This is a genomic window from Paenibacillus sp. G34, from assembly GCF_056856875.1.
Genome location: NZ_CM166469.1, coordinates 5,669,003 through 5,683,346, shown reverse-complemented (window position 1 = coordinate 5,683,346; position 14,344 = coordinate 5,669,003). Strand labels below are relative to the sequence as shown.

At 45.0% G+C, this 14,344-nt stretch carries 14 protein-coding genes; all 14 read left to right on the top strand.

The features are described 5' to 3' along the window. Positions 1-217: 217 nt before the first annotated feature. The 14 genes from AC1VYS_RS25820 to fliD all read left to right on the top strand — a co-directional run bounded on the left by AC1VYS_RS25820 (position 218) and on the right by fliD (position 14,319). Positions 218-2,158: a helicase-related protein gene (locus AC1VYS_RS25820; protein WP_482915127.1), complete on the top strand. Its 1,941-nt coding sequence runs from the start codon at positions 218-220 to the stop codon at positions 2,156-2,158. Between the two features lie 245 nt (positions 2,159-2,403). Continuing rightward, positions 2,404-3,204, top strand: coding sequence for a ComF family protein (locus tag AC1VYS_RS25815; protein WP_482934430.1), 801 nt, complete (start codon positions 2,404-2,406; stop codon positions 3,202-3,204). 231 nt (positions 3,205-3,435) lie between these two features. Continuing rightward, positions 3,436-3,843 (top strand): TIGR03826 family flagellar region protein, encoded by a 408-nt coding sequence (locus AC1VYS_RS25810; protein WP_482911996.1) that lies wholly within the window; start codon positions 3,436-3,438, stop codon positions 3,841-3,843. A gap of 170 nt (positions 3,844-4,013) precedes the next feature. Then, a complete protein-coding gene (gene flgM, locus AC1VYS_RS25805) occupies positions 4,014-4,298 on the top strand; it encodes a flagellar biosynthesis anti-sigma factor FlgM (protein WP_482911995.1) in 285 nt (94 codons plus the stop codon). An 11-nt stretch (positions 4,299-4,309) separates the two neighbouring features. After that, positions 4,310-4,813: a flagellar protein FlgN gene (locus AC1VYS_RS25800; protein ID WP_482911994.1), complete on the top strand. Its 504-nt coding sequence runs from the start codon at positions 4,310-4,312 to the stop codon at positions 4,811-4,813. An 18-nt stretch (positions 4,814-4,831) separates the two neighbouring features. Further along, the gene (gene flgK, locus AC1VYS_RS25795; protein ID WP_482911993.1) at positions 4,832-6,388 is read left to right on the top strand and encodes a flagellar hook-associated protein FlgK; all 1,557 of its coding nucleotides are present in this window, start codon (positions 4,832-4,834) and stop codon (positions 6,386-6,388) included. Between the two features lie 25 nt (positions 6,389-6,413). After that, positions 6,414-7,334 carry a flagellar hook-associated protein FlgL gene (gene flgL / locus AC1VYS_RS25790; RefSeq protein ID WP_482911992.1) on the top strand — a complete coding sequence of 307 codons (921 nt, stop codon included), beginning with the start codon at positions 6,414-6,416 and terminating at the stop codon, positions 7,332-7,334. A gap of 13 nt (positions 7,335-7,347) precedes the next feature. Continuing rightward, complete coding sequence (locus AC1VYS_RS25785; protein WP_482911991.1) at positions 7,348-7,917, top strand: DUF6470 family protein; 570 nt, start codon at positions 7,348-7,350, stop codon at positions 7,915-7,917. A gap of 92 nt (positions 7,918-8,009) precedes the next feature. Further along, complete coding sequence (gene fliW / locus AC1VYS_RS25780; RefSeq protein WP_482911990.1) at positions 8,010-8,456, top strand: flagellar assembly protein FliW; 447 nt, start codon at positions 8,010-8,012, stop codon at positions 8,454-8,456. 1 nt (position 8,457) lies between these two features. Continuing rightward, positions 8,458-8,703 carry a carbon storage regulator CsrA gene (csrA, locus tag AC1VYS_RS25775; RefSeq protein ID WP_441928380.1) on the top strand — a complete coding sequence of 82 codons (246 nt, stop codon included), beginning with the start codon at positions 8,458-8,460 and terminating at the stop codon, positions 8,701-8,703. Between the two features lie 143 nt (positions 8,704-8,846). Continuing rightward, a complete protein-coding gene (locus tag AC1VYS_RS25770) occupies positions 8,847-10,544 on the top strand; it encodes a flagellin N-terminal helical domain-containing protein (RefSeq protein ID WP_482911989.1) in 1,698 nt (565 codons plus the stop codon). A gap of 130 nt (positions 10,545-10,674) precedes the next feature. Then, positions 10,675-11,913 (top strand): flagellin lysine-N-methylase, encoded by a 1,239-nt coding sequence (gene fliB, locus AC1VYS_RS25765; RefSeq protein WP_482911988.1) that lies wholly within the window; start codon positions 10,675-10,677, stop codon positions 11,911-11,913. Positions 11,914-12,037: 124 nt separating this feature from the next. Continuing rightward, the gene (locus AC1VYS_RS25760; protein ID WP_482911987.1) at positions 12,038-12,424 is read left to right on the top strand and encodes a flagellar protein FlaG; all 387 of its coding nucleotides are present in this window, start codon (positions 12,038-12,040) and stop codon (positions 12,422-12,424) included. Between the two features lie 20 nt (positions 12,425-12,444). Further along, positions 12,445-14,319: a flagellar filament capping protein FliD gene (gene fliD, locus AC1VYS_RS25755; RefSeq protein WP_482911986.1), complete on the top strand. Its 1,875-nt coding sequence runs from the start codon at positions 12,445-12,447 to the stop codon at positions 14,317-14,319. Positions 14,320-14,344: the final 25 nt, after the last annotated feature.

Below are 14,344 nucleotides of genomic sequence, written 5' to 3'. Positions count from 1 at the left end.
AATAACGGACATGAAGCACATGCTCCGGCGAAAACGCCGGTTAGTATGTGCTTTTTTGCGTTTTCGGATACAAACAGGGAGGGCAGAACAGATGCAGGTGGGGATTTATGTATGTCGGGTGAGTGAGAAGTGGAGAATGGTGATGTCTTTGGACATTCAGGTGGATGTGGTGTGGTGGCTAGAGGGCATAAGTGGACAGCCTGTTCAGCAATGGCTGATGTTAAGCACGCAGCTGCCGTTAAGTCAGGCTTCATGGCTGGTAGATCAATTTGAGCCAGCGCGTAGCATGAATGAGTGGCGGATGGAGGCGTGGCAAAGTTATTTGAACGCAAAGATTGATTTGTATGAACAGCTTTCGGGTGAAGTGGAGGCGAAAAAGGCTTTGGCTGAGCAGGAGGGAGTGAGAAGTTGGAATGGAAATGGTTTGGACAACTGGGGAGGTGATCAAATGGGAAAAGGAATTGGTGGGGAAGGAGGAAGGGGGACAAGTACAGGAGTCGGAGTAGAGAAGAAAATAGCTAAAGGAATAGGTAGGGGAACGGGGAGAGGGACAGGTGAAGGAATAAGTAGAGGAACAGGAAGTGGGACATGGGCAAGGGTTGGCGGGATGCCGAAGCCATATCCCGCCGAGCATTGGGCTCAGCTGGAGCAGTGCGCAGCATTGCTGGCTGAGCGGATGAGCGGCCGCCAATTGCTGGCGGCCGAGGCCGAGGCGCTGCTGGCGGCGGAGCCCGCCATGCCGCCCGGGGGCTGGCGCGCGGCTGCGCAGCTCGCGCGCTTGCAAGGGCGGCTGCAGCTCACAGCCGCCCTCGAAGGGCCCGCCACGCGCCGCCGGCTCGCGTGGCTCGGCCGCGCGCGAAGCGCGCCCCGCTGCCACCGCTGTGGCAGCGAAGCCAGGCAGCGCGTGCCCTGCGCTGCCTGCGGCCTGGCGGCGTGCGCCTACTGCGAGGCATGCCTCGCGCTAGGGCGCAGCCGTGCCTGTGCGCTGCTGCTACGCAGTGCAGCGCAAGGGGCCGTGCCCGCACGCGGCGAAGCATCGCGTGGCACGGCCCTGGCCCCCACCGGCGGCGGACTCGCCCGGTGGGGGCTAAGCGCAGCGCAGAGCGCGGCAGCAGCCGCGGCGCTTGCGTTTTTGGCCCGGCCGCCCGCAGGGGATGGGCCGGGGCGGTTCTTGCTCTGGGCCGTGACCGGGGCCGGCAAGACCGAAATGATTTTCCCCCTGATCCAGAACACCCTGGATCAAGGAGGGCGAGCGCTGGTCGCTACACCGCGCAGGGATGTCGTGCTGGAGCTGGCTCCGCGCCTTGCCAAAGCATTCCCGGACACCTCGCTCGCGACGCTCTATGGCGGAAGTTCGGAGCGCTGGAAAGACGCGCGGTTAACCCTAGCGACCACTCACCAGCTCATGCGTTTTTACCAAGGCTTCGATCTGGTGATTATCGACGAGCTTGATGCGTTTCCCTATCATAACGATCCTATGTTGGCTCACGCGGCTGCATCTTGCTGCAAACCAGAGGGTAACTTCATTTATTTGTCCGCTACGCCGCCAGCCCGGTTACAACGTGAGGTTGCTCTAGGCAAGCTTGCTCATGCGAAAGTGCCTGTCCGTTTTCACCGGCATCCGTTGCCTGTACCGCAACTGATCAACATGCTTACCGTGGCGCAGTGCATCAAGCGTAAACAGCTTCCAGCGGCCATCGTGAAGCACATTCGCACTTCCTTACAACGTGATGCCCAGGTGTTTGTTTTTGTGACACGTATCGCCCAGATTGAGGCTTTTGTGCACCTGATGCGCCGGAATTTTCCGAACATTTCTATTGAAGGGACCTCATCGCAGGATGCGGAGCGGGCTGCCAAAGTCATAGCATTTCGGGAGCGCTCCATCCGTCTGCTCGTGACTACCACCATTCTGGAGCGCGGCGTGACGATCCCGCGTAGCGATGTGTTTATTCTGGATGCGGACAACGGACTTTTCGACGAAGCTTCGCTCGTACAGATGGCGGGCCGGGCGGGGCGCTCCTTGGATGATCCGGCAGGTCGTGTCGTATTTGCTGCATCCCGCCGTACACGCTCTCAGGTCAGAGCCGTAGCCCAGATTCGCAAAATGAATGCCATTGCCCGCCGCAAAGGTTATCTGCACCCGCCAGTCCCCAAATAGTAGTCACATTATATCAATGTACTTACCTGAACTTGAATACGCTAATGGTAGACTAATCTTTCAAATGAACAACTTTGCGCACCAGAATGACTTATCCTTTAAACAAAATTATTACATCTATTTGCTAAAGCTAGCGCTCGTCCCGCATCCTGACTGAACACTTTCTACATACTTAAAGCTCACCATTTCTTCTCGTTATTTCGTTGAGAAAGGAGAACCAATTCATGTTTAGCTATTTCTTTCATATGCTCGAACGTATTCAACATTTAACCGGACATCTCTACCAAATGCTCGGCCCGCCCGGTTCACCATGTCTGACTTGCGGAACTCGTGCGGTTTTGTCCTCACGTTATCCGGGGATATGTCCACGTTGTGTGCAGCAGATTCCATGGATTCGTTCGATCCGTTGTCACCGCTGTGGCCGTGGTGTTGGTTGTCCGGACTGTGTGCGTGCGCACATGCAGAACCGTTCCTTTGTCTGCAATCGCAGCGCCGTCCAGTATAACGATCTAATGAAAGAATGGATAAGCTTATACAAATTCCGAGGTCACGAGCGCTATGCCCCGCTGCTAACTGCACTACTGATTCAGGCCTTTCAGGCGATGAGTGAGGAACTGACTTTCATATGTGAAAAAGAAACCAATAAGCCGCCATGGCGTCCTGACGCTGTCACGTATGTACCCGTGAGCGGGGAGCGCTTGGCCGAACGCGGCTTTAATCAGGCGGAGCGGCTGGCAACAGGACTTGCCACCGCCGCTCGTATACCCTGTGTTGATCTGTTGCAGCGCCAGATCAACACAGGGAAACAAAGCTTCAAATCTCGTGCCGAGCGGTTCGAGACGATGAAGCATGCTTTTTCGATCAAACCGGATGGATTTGACTTCAGTCTGCTCCGAAATTACAACAAGCCATTTAAATTACTTCTAATTGATGACATCTACACGACCGGCAGTACGTTAGATGCTTGTGGACATGTTATTCTACATGCCGCAAGTAATAGCAGTGTCCCCGTGGAGATTTACACACTTACATTAGCCAGATCATAGTCTGTTATTTTCAACCTTGGATAGTCAAAACGTAAAAATACTTCTATTAGATTCATTTAAGGCAAGATAACCTTGTGAAATAAGAGAATTTGACTTTAAAATAGATTTCATATTTACGCAATCGAAACCATTTTATATTTGTAAATAATATATGGACTTCATATGAGAAAATAAGGTAATCTATAGGTATTAGCTATTCGGAAAAGGAAGTTGGAGAGGGGAGTTTAAGCGATGAACTTAGGAAATTGTCCTCGTTGCGGCAAATTGTATGCATTGAATTTCCGAGATGTATGCTCGAACTGTATCAAGGAGATGGAGCAGGAATACCAGACCTGTGTAGACTATTTACGTGAGAATAAAGGCGCTAACATACAGGAACTGTCGGATGCGACAGAAGTCTCGATTAAAACCATCACGAAGTTTATTCGAGAGGGACGGATTTCCATCGAAAACGCCCCGAATATGATGTATCCTTGTGAAGTATGCGGAATGTTGATCCGTGAAGGTCACATGTGTGATTCCTGCCGTGCACGATTAACGAAAGACTTGGCCGGTGCTGCTCGTGAAGTAGGTCAGAAGGATAACAACCAAGTAGGCGGACGAACCTACAATGCTGTCGACAAACTGCGCAATTCATAGGAACGTGGTCTTAAATACGAGCAATGCTATAACAAATGTTTTGAAACGTACCGATAAACTTATTAAAGATTATCGGTTTTTTTTATTATCCTAACTCATTTCAAACACATAAAGATAAAGAAAGAAAAACGTAAATCAATACATTTTAGCTGAAAGGAAGTGCACATCGAATGAAAATCAATGAACCGAGTCGAATTGGAGCCATCAATTCATATCAGAGGAATGTTGAATCCAACCAGCAGGCTGAGGCCAAGAAAAGCCGCCGTAAGGATGAAGTATCCATTTCTCCGGAGGCGATGAAGATGCTTGAAGAACAAGGACGTACGCAAGACGCAGGACGGTTGCAACGGATTCAGGAGCTGAAAGAGCAGGTAAGCTCGGGAACATATCAGGTAGACAGTAGCAAGCTTGCTGACAAGCTGCTACCGTATTTTAAGTCTTTTGATAAGGAATAGGTGATTATGTAATGGCAGCACTGGACAGATTAATTGCAGTTTTAGAGCAGATGGAGCAAAGTCACCGTGATATGCTGGAACTTAGTCAGGTTAAACGAGAGATTATCGTTAAAAATGATGTAGACCAGCTTATTGCTATCATGAATAAGGAATCCAAGTTCATGAAACAGCAGGAGCCGCTTGATACAGAACGATTACATGCTGTTCATGAACTTCTTCAGGAGCGTGGCATCAAGTCAATGCTGAACCTGAATATTACCGAGATTTCCAAGCTGATCTTTGATCCGGCCGACAAACAGCGATTGTTTGAAGTTCAGAAGAAGCTGGCGGGAACATTACAGGAATTAAAAGATATTAATCAACTCAATCAAAAGCTGATCGAACAATCATTAATGTTTATTGATCTATCGATGGACATGTTTGCTTCGAGACCTGAACAGGATGCAACTTATCAGCATCCTGCTGATAAACACGGCAATCCAGGGCGAATCGGTCTGTTCGACACGCGTGCCTGATTAATAGGGGGAAACCAGGTGACATCTACATTTCATTCAATCGAAACGGCTAGACGCAGTTTATTGACACAGACGGCCGCTCTTAGCACAACAGGTCATAACATAGCTAATGCTAACACAGAAGGGTTCTCACGCCAGAAAGTCAATATGCAAGCATCCATTCCTATGGAGCCGTTTGCATTTTTGCATAGTACATCGCCAGGTCAACTCGGAACGGGGGTAGAGTTCGATTCCATCACCCGTGTTCGGGAGAAGTTTCTGGATGACCAATACCGTAACGAAAATACCAACTTCGGAAGTTGGTCCATTCAGCGGGATACATTGGAAAAGCTCGAAGCGATTGTCAATGAGCCGTCCAACACGGGTTTCCGGACAGTCATGGATAACTTCTATAAATCCTGGTCTGATCTGAGCAAAAACCCGGAGGACGTAACAGCACGTCGGATCGTCAAAGAAACGACACTTGCACTTACGGATGCAATGAACCAGATTAGCCGCCAACTGGACAATCTAAACCGAGATTTGAATAATAACATTGAAGTGAAGTCGAATGAGATTCAAGGTTACCTTGGTAACATAGCGAATCTGAATAGTGCTATTGTGAAAGTGGAATCACTCGGCGATAATGCTAATGACCTGCGTGACCAACGTGACTTGATGGCAGATAAATTATCGAAAATTATTAATATTAGCGTATTGGACTCGCCACAAGGCTATGAGATCCAGATGGGTGGTGAAACACTCGTAGCAGGTGCAGGACCAGCAGAGACTATAGATGCTGATTTTTTAAATGAAGCATTTTCTGCGCGTACACTTACTAGTGGTGAAGTTCATGGAATGATTAAATCCAGAGTCACCTTAGTGACAGATTACCAAAATCAAATGAATTCTCTTGCCGATACCCTTGCAAACGGGAATATAAAGATCACCATTCCGGCAAATTCGGTATTGCCAGACAATACAGTTATAGAAGGGAAAAATTACACAGGCAGTGAACGGTTCTTGAAGGAAGATCTTCCAGTAACCATTAAAGGGCTGAATGGGCTGCATCAATTGGGATACAGTTTAAGTGGAGGTACTTCGCCTGGTCTTCCATTCTTTACCGCAGCGGGCGGGGGAACCATCACAGCGGGCAATATTTCATTGAACGCCGAAATAGTGGCAGACCCAAACAAAATCGCAACCTCATTACGTACGACAACAGATAGTACCTCAGGAACGGAAAGTATAGTAAAGGGTAACAACACGTTAGCGCTCCTTATGGCCAATCTCAAGGATACCCCGATGATGACAGCTGATGGCTCGCGTAATGCAACAATAGGGGCGCAATACAGTGCTATTGTGGGACAACTGGGTGTACAGTCACAGGAAGCTGCTCGTCAGACATCCAATACGGAATTTCTTACTCAACAGGTAGAAACGCGGCGTCAATCCGTGAGCGGGGTGTCCCTGGATGAGGAGATGGCCAATATGATCAAGTTTCAGCATGCATACAGTGCTTCAGCGCGTTTTATGACGACATATGATCAACTGCTGGAGAAATTAATCAACTCTACAGGTACAGTTGGTAGATAATGAACGAAAGGAGTGACTTCAAGCGATGAGGATAACGAATAACATGCTTAGTTCACAGCTGTTGCTTAACTTGAACCGTAATGCGCAACAGATGAATAATACACAGTTACAGTCGGCAACCGGACGTAAAATTAACAAACCTTCAGATGATCCCGTAGGCATCACCTATTCTCTACGGTACCGTGCCGAGTTATCTTCTAATGAACAGTATCAGAAGAATGTGGACAGTGCGACATCCTGGCTGGATTTCAATGATACCGTAATGGATCAGGCTGGGAGCATCGTACAGCGGCTGCGTGAGTTGACGGTTCAAGCCTCTACCGGTACGAACCCTCAGTCTGCTATGGATAGCGTTAAGGAAGAAGTTATGCAGTTAAAGGAACAGCTTATTGATGTAGCAAACAGTAAGCTTAACGGTAAATACATCTTCAATGGCGAGACATATGATATCAAACCATATCAGTTTACCAAAGATGCAGATGGTGTTTCAGATACTACAGATGCTGCCTCTGTGATCACAGATACTGGGAAAATTAATTTTATTGTTGGCGAAAGTGTGCAACTTCCCATCAATGTAACGGGTAACGAAGTGTTTGGCAACGAAACTGAGGATGATAATTTGTTTGTGGTCCTTAATAACATTATCGATGCCTTAAAGAACGGTGATCAAAAAGAGCTTTCGGGCCAACTTGGTACAATTGATAGCAGAATGGACAAGATGCTGGCAATTCGCTCCGAGATTGGAGCGAAAACGAATCGGATTGATCTGATGATGGGGCGTTTGGATGATCTGGGTGTGAACTTGACAGACCTTCAGGCCAAAGTCGAGGATGCAGATTATGCAGAACTTATCATGAAATCAAAAATACAGGAGAATATATATAATGCTTCCCTGTCAGCCGGTGCCAAGATCATTTCACCTTCACTTGTGGATTTCTTGAGATAAAAGGAGGAGCAGTATGAATACTCTTCCCGTTCTCCAGATTAGAACAACGCCTTCTCTGCTTCAGATTGATGCCGATCCAGGGCAGCTTTCATTGCGTCAGCCTAAGGCTGATGTGCAGCTTCATACAAGGCCTGCCAAGTTGACGGTACAAAGCCATGCTCCAGAGTTGAATGTGGATCAGACGAAAGCTTTTGCAGCATATAACGGTGGAAATATGATTGATATGAATGCTCGAATATATTCGGGCATCCAGCAGATTTTTTTACAGAACATTGCCAATCGAGTGCAGCAGGGCGATCGACTGGCCGAGATTCATAAGCCTGGCAATACAATCGCTAATATTATTGGGGAAGACTGGCAAGGGACTTCTTTTCCGGAAATACGCGGACCGGCATCGATGGACAATGTAGATATACGCTTCAATGTCCGCGCGCCGGAACTGGAGTATACACCAGCAGTTTCAGAAATGAATGTTACTATTAATCGGCCCGAGATCGAATACCAGAGGGGTAAACTGGACATCTATGTGAAGCAATATGCATCGATACAGTATACGCCGCCAGCTATTGATATAGGAATGTAGACCGAATATATAAGTAGAGCTGTAGACAGTCTTGAAGCAGACATCTACAGCTTTTTTTTATGTAAAATCTTCGCATGGGAGGCTTCGTGATTATGATAATTCAGACAAGCATTTGGGGAGAGATTGAAGTTCAGGAGCAGGAGATATTCCACTTTCCTAAGGGTTTGCCAGGGTTCGAGGATGAGCATCAATTCGCATTGATCCCTTGGGAGGAAACTCCTTTTATATACTTGCAATCTCTTCAAGAACCGGAGCTTTCCTTTTTGCTGGTTAACCCCTTCCTGTTTGCACCGGATTACAGTTTTGAACTGCCGGAAGCAGATCGGGAGGAGCTTGAGATTCAAGAACAAGTCCAGGTATATGCTATGGTCACGATTCAGAAGCAAGTCAGTCAATCTACGATGAACCTGCTGGCCCCCGTGGTTTTGAACCCGGAGATTAAGACGGGCAAACAAGTGGTGCTTCATCAGTCTGGGTATAAAACACGTTGTCTGATCTGGCCGGAAGAACAATTGGAATCCGCAAAGGGTGGTGTATGAGATGTTAGTGTTATCACGGAAAAAAGGTGAATCCATCATCATCCAGGATCAGATTGAGATAACAGTATTAGCGGTAGAGGGAGATACCGTGCGAATTGGTATTTCTGCACCTAAACATATCGATATCTATCGTCAGGAGATATATGCTTCGATTCAGGAAGCTAACCGGGAGTCTGCTGCACCGCTTGCCGCCAATGTGGAGGCATTTATGGAACGGCTTCGTAATTCTGGAGCAAAAAAAGATTAAAAATATTCCAGTTTGCTATAAACAGTTGCAAACCTCCTGTCGATATATAATTTAGACGCTGCTTCGGCAGGGCGGCCGACCTTAATGTCGCGGCGTTTACCACAAGGATGTGGAACTAACTTATTTCAGGGAGGAAACACTCAATGATTATCAATCACAATATTGCGGCGTTGAACACTCACCGCCAACTGAGCACTAACACTGCTAACACGAACAAAAACATCGAAAAATTGTCTTCCGGTCTTCGCATCAACCGTGCTGGTGACGATGCTGCAGGTTTGGCAATTTCCGAAAAAATGCGTGGACAAATCCGTGGTTTGGACCAAGCGACTCGTAACGCTCAAGATGGTATCTCTTTGATCCAAACAGCTGAGGGTGCATTGAACGAAACTCACTCCATCCTGCAACGTATGCGTGAACTTTCCGTTCAATCTTCCAACGATACAAACACAACTCAAGACCGTTCTGAGCTTCAAAAAGAAATGAACCAACTGACTTCCGAGATCAACCGGATCGGTAACACTACGGAGTTCAATACAAAGAAATTGTTGAACGGTGATTTGTCCGAAAAATCTTTGGTTACTCCAGGAACTAGCACAACAACAACTGTAAGCCTAGCTAAAGGCCAAACAGTTGTTGTAGGTGACAACCCTGTATCATGGACTGGAACACCACAAGCCAAATTTGATATCTCATTCACTGGTAAAGCTGATAACGGATTTGAATGGGCGAAATTGGATGCAGGCACAACTAACCAAGACCTTAAAATTACTAAGGGTACCGATGGTAAGTTCACGGTAGATATCACTGGAGCGAAAGATGCAAACGGTGCTGGAAATACATTGACAGTTAATGCTGATGATGTTGCATACGATGCTGGAACAAAAACTTACAGCTATAACAATCACGGTGTTTCCTTCTCCTTCACTCAAGAGCAAGCTGCGGGTTGGAAAGCGGGCGATGCGGTAACAATTGACTTGGACAAAGCAGCTGGTGCTGCAGGAACAGCATTGGGTACAGTTAGCTCCAATTCAGGTATGCAAGGATTCACTAATACTGCTACTGCAAATTCAACGCTTTCGAATCTTGTAGTTGATGGAACTAGCAACCAATTGTTGGCTGATGCATCAAAAGTTAAAATTGAGTGGTCAAAAGCGGATGACAAAGCTACAGTTACTTTCTTTAAAGCGGATGGTACTACTGCTTTGACAAGTACTGAGTTTTCACTGACGCAAGGCAACAAACTCGACTACAATGCTAACGGAGTTTCGTTTACTTTGGATGTCGCTGCTACTGCGACAGGAACTTTATCAGGAACCTTCGACCTTCAAATGGCTGACAAGTCTGTTACGGATACAGTAGGTGATGTGTTCGCTGATAAGTCTGCTTCTTTCCAAATCGGTGCGAATGAGCATCAATCGCTGACTCTGGGCGTAAATGATATGCGTGCAGCAGCTTTGGGTATCGTCGGATCAGGCACAGGTTTCTCTTCAGCAAAAAATGTTACAGATGGAACGAACAACACTAATGCAGAGAAAGCACTTGACTTGACAAGCTCAACTAACGCTGCTAACGCAATTACAGTTGTAGACAAAGCGATTGCTTCTGTTTCCAGCGAACGTTCCAAACTGGGTGCTGTTCAAAACCGTCTGGAGCACACAATCAACAACTTGGGAACTTCTTCCGAGAACCTGACTGCAGCGGAATCCCGTATCCGTGACGTAGATATGGCGAAAGAAATGATGTCCCAAACGAAAAACAACATCTTGGCACAAGCAGCTCAAGCAATGTTGGCTCAAGCAAACCAACAACCGCAAGGCGTTCTGCAATTGCTTCGTTAATTTTCAACTATTTCTGGAGGGATTGGTTAGTCAATCCCTTCGGAATTATGTACATTTGCAAGTTAAAATAGATATCTTCCAAGTGAGGGTATCTATTTTTATTTACAAAAGGTATATAAGGGGAGTTATTATGACCGTTAAAAATAGAACGATTCTAGTGCCGGAATATATGCAGGATTTCGCTTGTATTGGATCTGCTTGTGAAGATTCATGTTGTATTGGCTGGAGAGTGGATATTGATCAGCAGACCTATAAAAAGTATGCTAAATCTCGTAATATCGAGTTGAAGCCTTTATTTGATAAAAATGTCTCCAGGCATCGTTCAGAGCCGACTGTTCATCGTTATGCTAAAATTAATATGGATGATCAGGGGAGATGTGGTTTTCTTTCTGAAGAGAACTTGTGCAAAATTCAGCTTGGTTTAGGAGAAGACTATCTGTCTAACGTATGCAGCAGTTATCCAAGGAGCATCAATAGCATTGATGGAGTACTTGAGAAATCGACAACCTTATCCTGTCCTGAGGCAGCGCGACTTACATTACTGAAGCCGGAGGGAATCCAATTCAATGAAGTTGAAGAAGTACTGGACAATAAAGTGTGGGTTAATAAGCAAATCATTACGGATAATCCAAACGGGAAAAACAAACTAATCCCATATTTCTGGAATTTAAGAATATTTACGATTCAGGTTTTACAAAATCGCACGTATACATTAGCTGAGAGACTGATCGTTCTAGGTTTGTTCTATCAGAAAATTCAGTCTCAAGTTAATGAAGATAATTATGATGCAATAGAGGATACGATTACCTTATATTCAAGTATGCTGGAAGACCCTAATACCAAAAATTCGTTAATGGATATACCGGTTAACAACATTGTGCAACTGAAGCTATCTAAAGAACTTATGGACTACCGTTTTGGACATGGAATAAAAAATGGAAGATACATGGAATGTGTTATAGAAACCCTGAACGGGATTATGTACACAGAGGACACTTCGGAGGAAGAAATTGCTGAACGTTATACAGCTGCGAGTGAGGAATTTTTTGCACCTTTTATGAAGGAACATGAGTACATTCTCGAAAATTACCTTGTAAATTATGTGTTCAAAAATCTGTTCCCATTTGGCAGAAGTCAAGTATTCGATGATTATGTGATGATGGTAGTACACTTCTCTATGATTAAATTACATTTGATCGGAATGTCAGGTTTTCATAAAGGTTTAACTACAGAGCTTGTAGTGAAACTTGTACAATCTTTTGCTAAGACCGTTGAGCATAACTCAAATTATTTGAATAATGTACTTGACCTACTCGAAAGCAACAATTTTAAATCGATGGCTTACATGTCGATCATGATCAAAAATTAAACTAAAATGTTGAGACCTTGGACAATCCGAGGTCTTTTTATACATATTTTTCATATTGCTCTAATCAGAACGTTAACGGGAGCCGATATAAAAAGTAAATATGCAGCCGGAGGTAGTGGTAAAGATGAATGTACAGTTCTCATTATCCGCTAATACGTCATCATCAGTCAGTCAACAGGGAGACTCTTCTTCAGCATCTGAAGTACAACGAGCAGAATTGAATGCAGTTGTGAATCAAGGTTTGAGTTTAAGTCAATTGGAGAAGCAGGGGGCCTCTCTGTCCATTGGTCAAGAGCATTTGATCAAGACCATTGAGAATGCCGTGAAATCACTCCAGGGACCGCAAACTACACTCGACATCAGCATTCACGAAAAAACACATGAAATTATGGTCAAAGTTCTTAATAAAGATACAGGAGAACTCATTCGTGAAATACCTCCTGAAAAAACACTGGATCTGGTTGCGAAAATGATGGAGTTAGCCGGAATTCTAGTAGATGAGAAGATATAATGTAGATCCGGAGGTGCAGAATGGTTACACGTGTTAACGGCTTTTCAGGCATGGATATTGATAGTATGGTCAAAAGTATGATGGCTACCAAAAATCTCAGGCTGGACCGATTAAATCAGGACAAACAGGTTCTGCAATGGCAGCGAGAAAGTTACCGTGATTTAAGCAGTAAATTGTACGATTTCCGAATCAATAAACTAACAACGAAATATGGTAACTCTGCTGCATTGAATGCGAATAAATCTGTCGTTTCAGGCAATACAACCGCAGTTAAAGCAGAAGCTACAGCCAGTGCAACTACAACAGATATGAAAGTCATTGTTGAGAAACTGGCAAGTGCCAAAACGTTTGAAACGTCTGGTCTTGGTCAAGGTGTGAACAGAAATACACCTCTTGCTTCTCTTGATGGAGTCGACCTGTCAGCCATGAACGAAGCGGACCGTGAGGCTTACTTGAAGAAAGGTTTCGATATCACGATCAACGGAATGACCTTTAAGGATAAAGATGGAAAGTCTCTCTTCAACGGAAGTACTACTATTTCTTCCTTTATATCGACAATTAATTCATCCTTATCAGCAGATGTATTCGCCAGTTACGATGAAGCAACAGGGAAGTTATCACTCGCTTCGCGCTCAGGTGGAGCCGATGGAAATATCAAAATAGAGACACCCGCAGGCAAGAACTCATTAATCGCTCTCTTTTCCAAAAAGACAGTAATAGAAACAAATGGTGCCGGGGTGGATGTAACGGGTACTCAAACACTGGGCGACCTTCAGAAATTAAAAGATGGGAAGGCTCCTGAACCTGGGGCGCAAATGAAAGGTTACAGCTTCGTGATTAATAATGCGACCTTTGTTTTTAATGAAACAGATACCATATCTAGTGTGGTTAGTAAAATAAATAGTAAAACCGAACCTGATGTTACAGCTTCATTTGATGATAAAGGTAAGTTAACATTCACTGCAGATTCAGGGAAAGAGATCAAGATGGGCGGCAATTCTTATGAGTTCCTTTCACTTTTCAAAGGTGCGCTTCCTTTCAAAGAGGATTCGAATGCCCTGAAGCAAGTAAAAGATGGTGTGAATGCGATTGTTAAGGTGAATGATCAAAGTCTGGAGAACATCAGGACGAACACATTTACAATTAATGGTGTGGTATTGACGCTGCAGGAGGAAACTGGAGTAAATAATCCTGTGATCATCAAGAATCAAACGGACCCGGATAAAGCATTAGAATCGATTAAAGGGTTTATTGATGACTACAATAATCTAATTAAATCTTTGAATAGCACGATCCGTGAAACCAAATACAAAGACTTCAAACCACTTACGGACGAGCAGAAAAAAGAAATGAAAGAGTCTGAAATTATAACATGGACTGACAAAGCCAAAAGCGGATTGTTAAAGAACAATGACATTATTAAATCGGTTCTCTCGGATATGAGGTCCATCATTTCAGAAAAGTTAGGTCCTCTAAATGCCATGGGTATAACTACTGGATTATACTCAGAAAATGGAAAACTTGTTATTCAGGATGAGTCCAAGTTAAGAACTGCACTGAGTTCAAATCCTCAGGCAGTCATAGATCTTTTTCAGGGGCCTGCTAGCGCACCGAATGACGGGATTTTCGATAAATTGTCAGATAAAGTTACAGCTGCGATCCAGCGGATATCAGACCGTTCCGGTACAAACCGGTTTACAACGGATGTCACAAGTACTTTCAGTGAAGAAAATCCGATTGGAAGACAAATGAAAGAATACAACAGTCGGATTGCTCTAATGCAGCGAAATCTGCAAAGTACTGAGAATCGTTACTATAAACAGTTTGCTGCTATGGAAAAAGCAATGTCAAACATGCAGGCACAGTCGTCCAGTTTATTAGCTAAATTAGGTTAATCCATTTTAAAATAAAGGGTGAGAC

Coding starts and splice junctions, on each gene's coding strand:
- AC1VYS_RS25820 (WP_482915127.1), top strand. CDS start 218: ATGTTAAGCACGCAGCTGCCGTTAAGTCAGGCTTCATGGCTGGTAGAT.
- AC1VYS_RS25815 (WP_482934430.1), top strand. CDS start 2,404: ATGCTCGAACGTATTCAACATTTAACCGGACATCTCTACCAAATGCTC.
- AC1VYS_RS25810 (WP_482911996.1), top strand. CDS start 3,436: ATGAACTTAGGAAATTGTCCTCGTTGCGGCAAATTGTATGCATTGAAT.
- flgM (WP_482911995.1), top strand. CDS start 4,014: ATGAAAATCAATGAACCGAGTCGAATTGGAGCCATCAATTCATATCAG.
- AC1VYS_RS25800 (WP_482911994.1), top strand. CDS start 4,310: ATGGCAGCACTGGACAGATTAATTGCAGTTTTAGAGCAGATGGAGCAA.
- flgL (WP_482911992.1), top strand. CDS start 6,414: ATGAGGATAACGAATAACATGCTTAGTTCACAGCTGTTGCTTAACTTG.
- AC1VYS_RS25785 (WP_482911991.1), top strand. CDS start 7,348: ATGAATACTCTTCCCGTTCTCCAGATTAGAACAACGCCTTCTCTGCTT.
- fliW (WP_482911990.1), top strand. CDS start 8,010: ATGATAATTCAGACAAGCATTTGGGGAGAGATTGAAGTTCAGGAGCAG.
- csrA (WP_441928380.1), top strand. CDS start 8,458: ATGTTAGTGTTATCACGGAAAAAAGGTGAATCCATCATCATCCAGGAT.
- AC1VYS_RS25770 (WP_482911989.1), top strand. CDS start 8,847: ATGATTATCAATCACAATATTGCGGCGTTGAACACTCACCGCCAACTG.
- fliB (WP_482911988.1), top strand. CDS start 10,675: ATGACCGTTAAAAATAGAACGATTCTAGTGCCGGAATATATGCAGGAT.
- AC1VYS_RS25760 (WP_482911987.1), top strand. CDS start 12,038: ATGAATGTACAGTTCTCATTATCCGCTAATACGTCATCATCAGTCAGT.
- fliD (WP_482911986.1), top strand. CDS start 12,445: ATGGTTACACGTGTTAACGGCTTTTCAGGCATGGATATTGATAGTATG.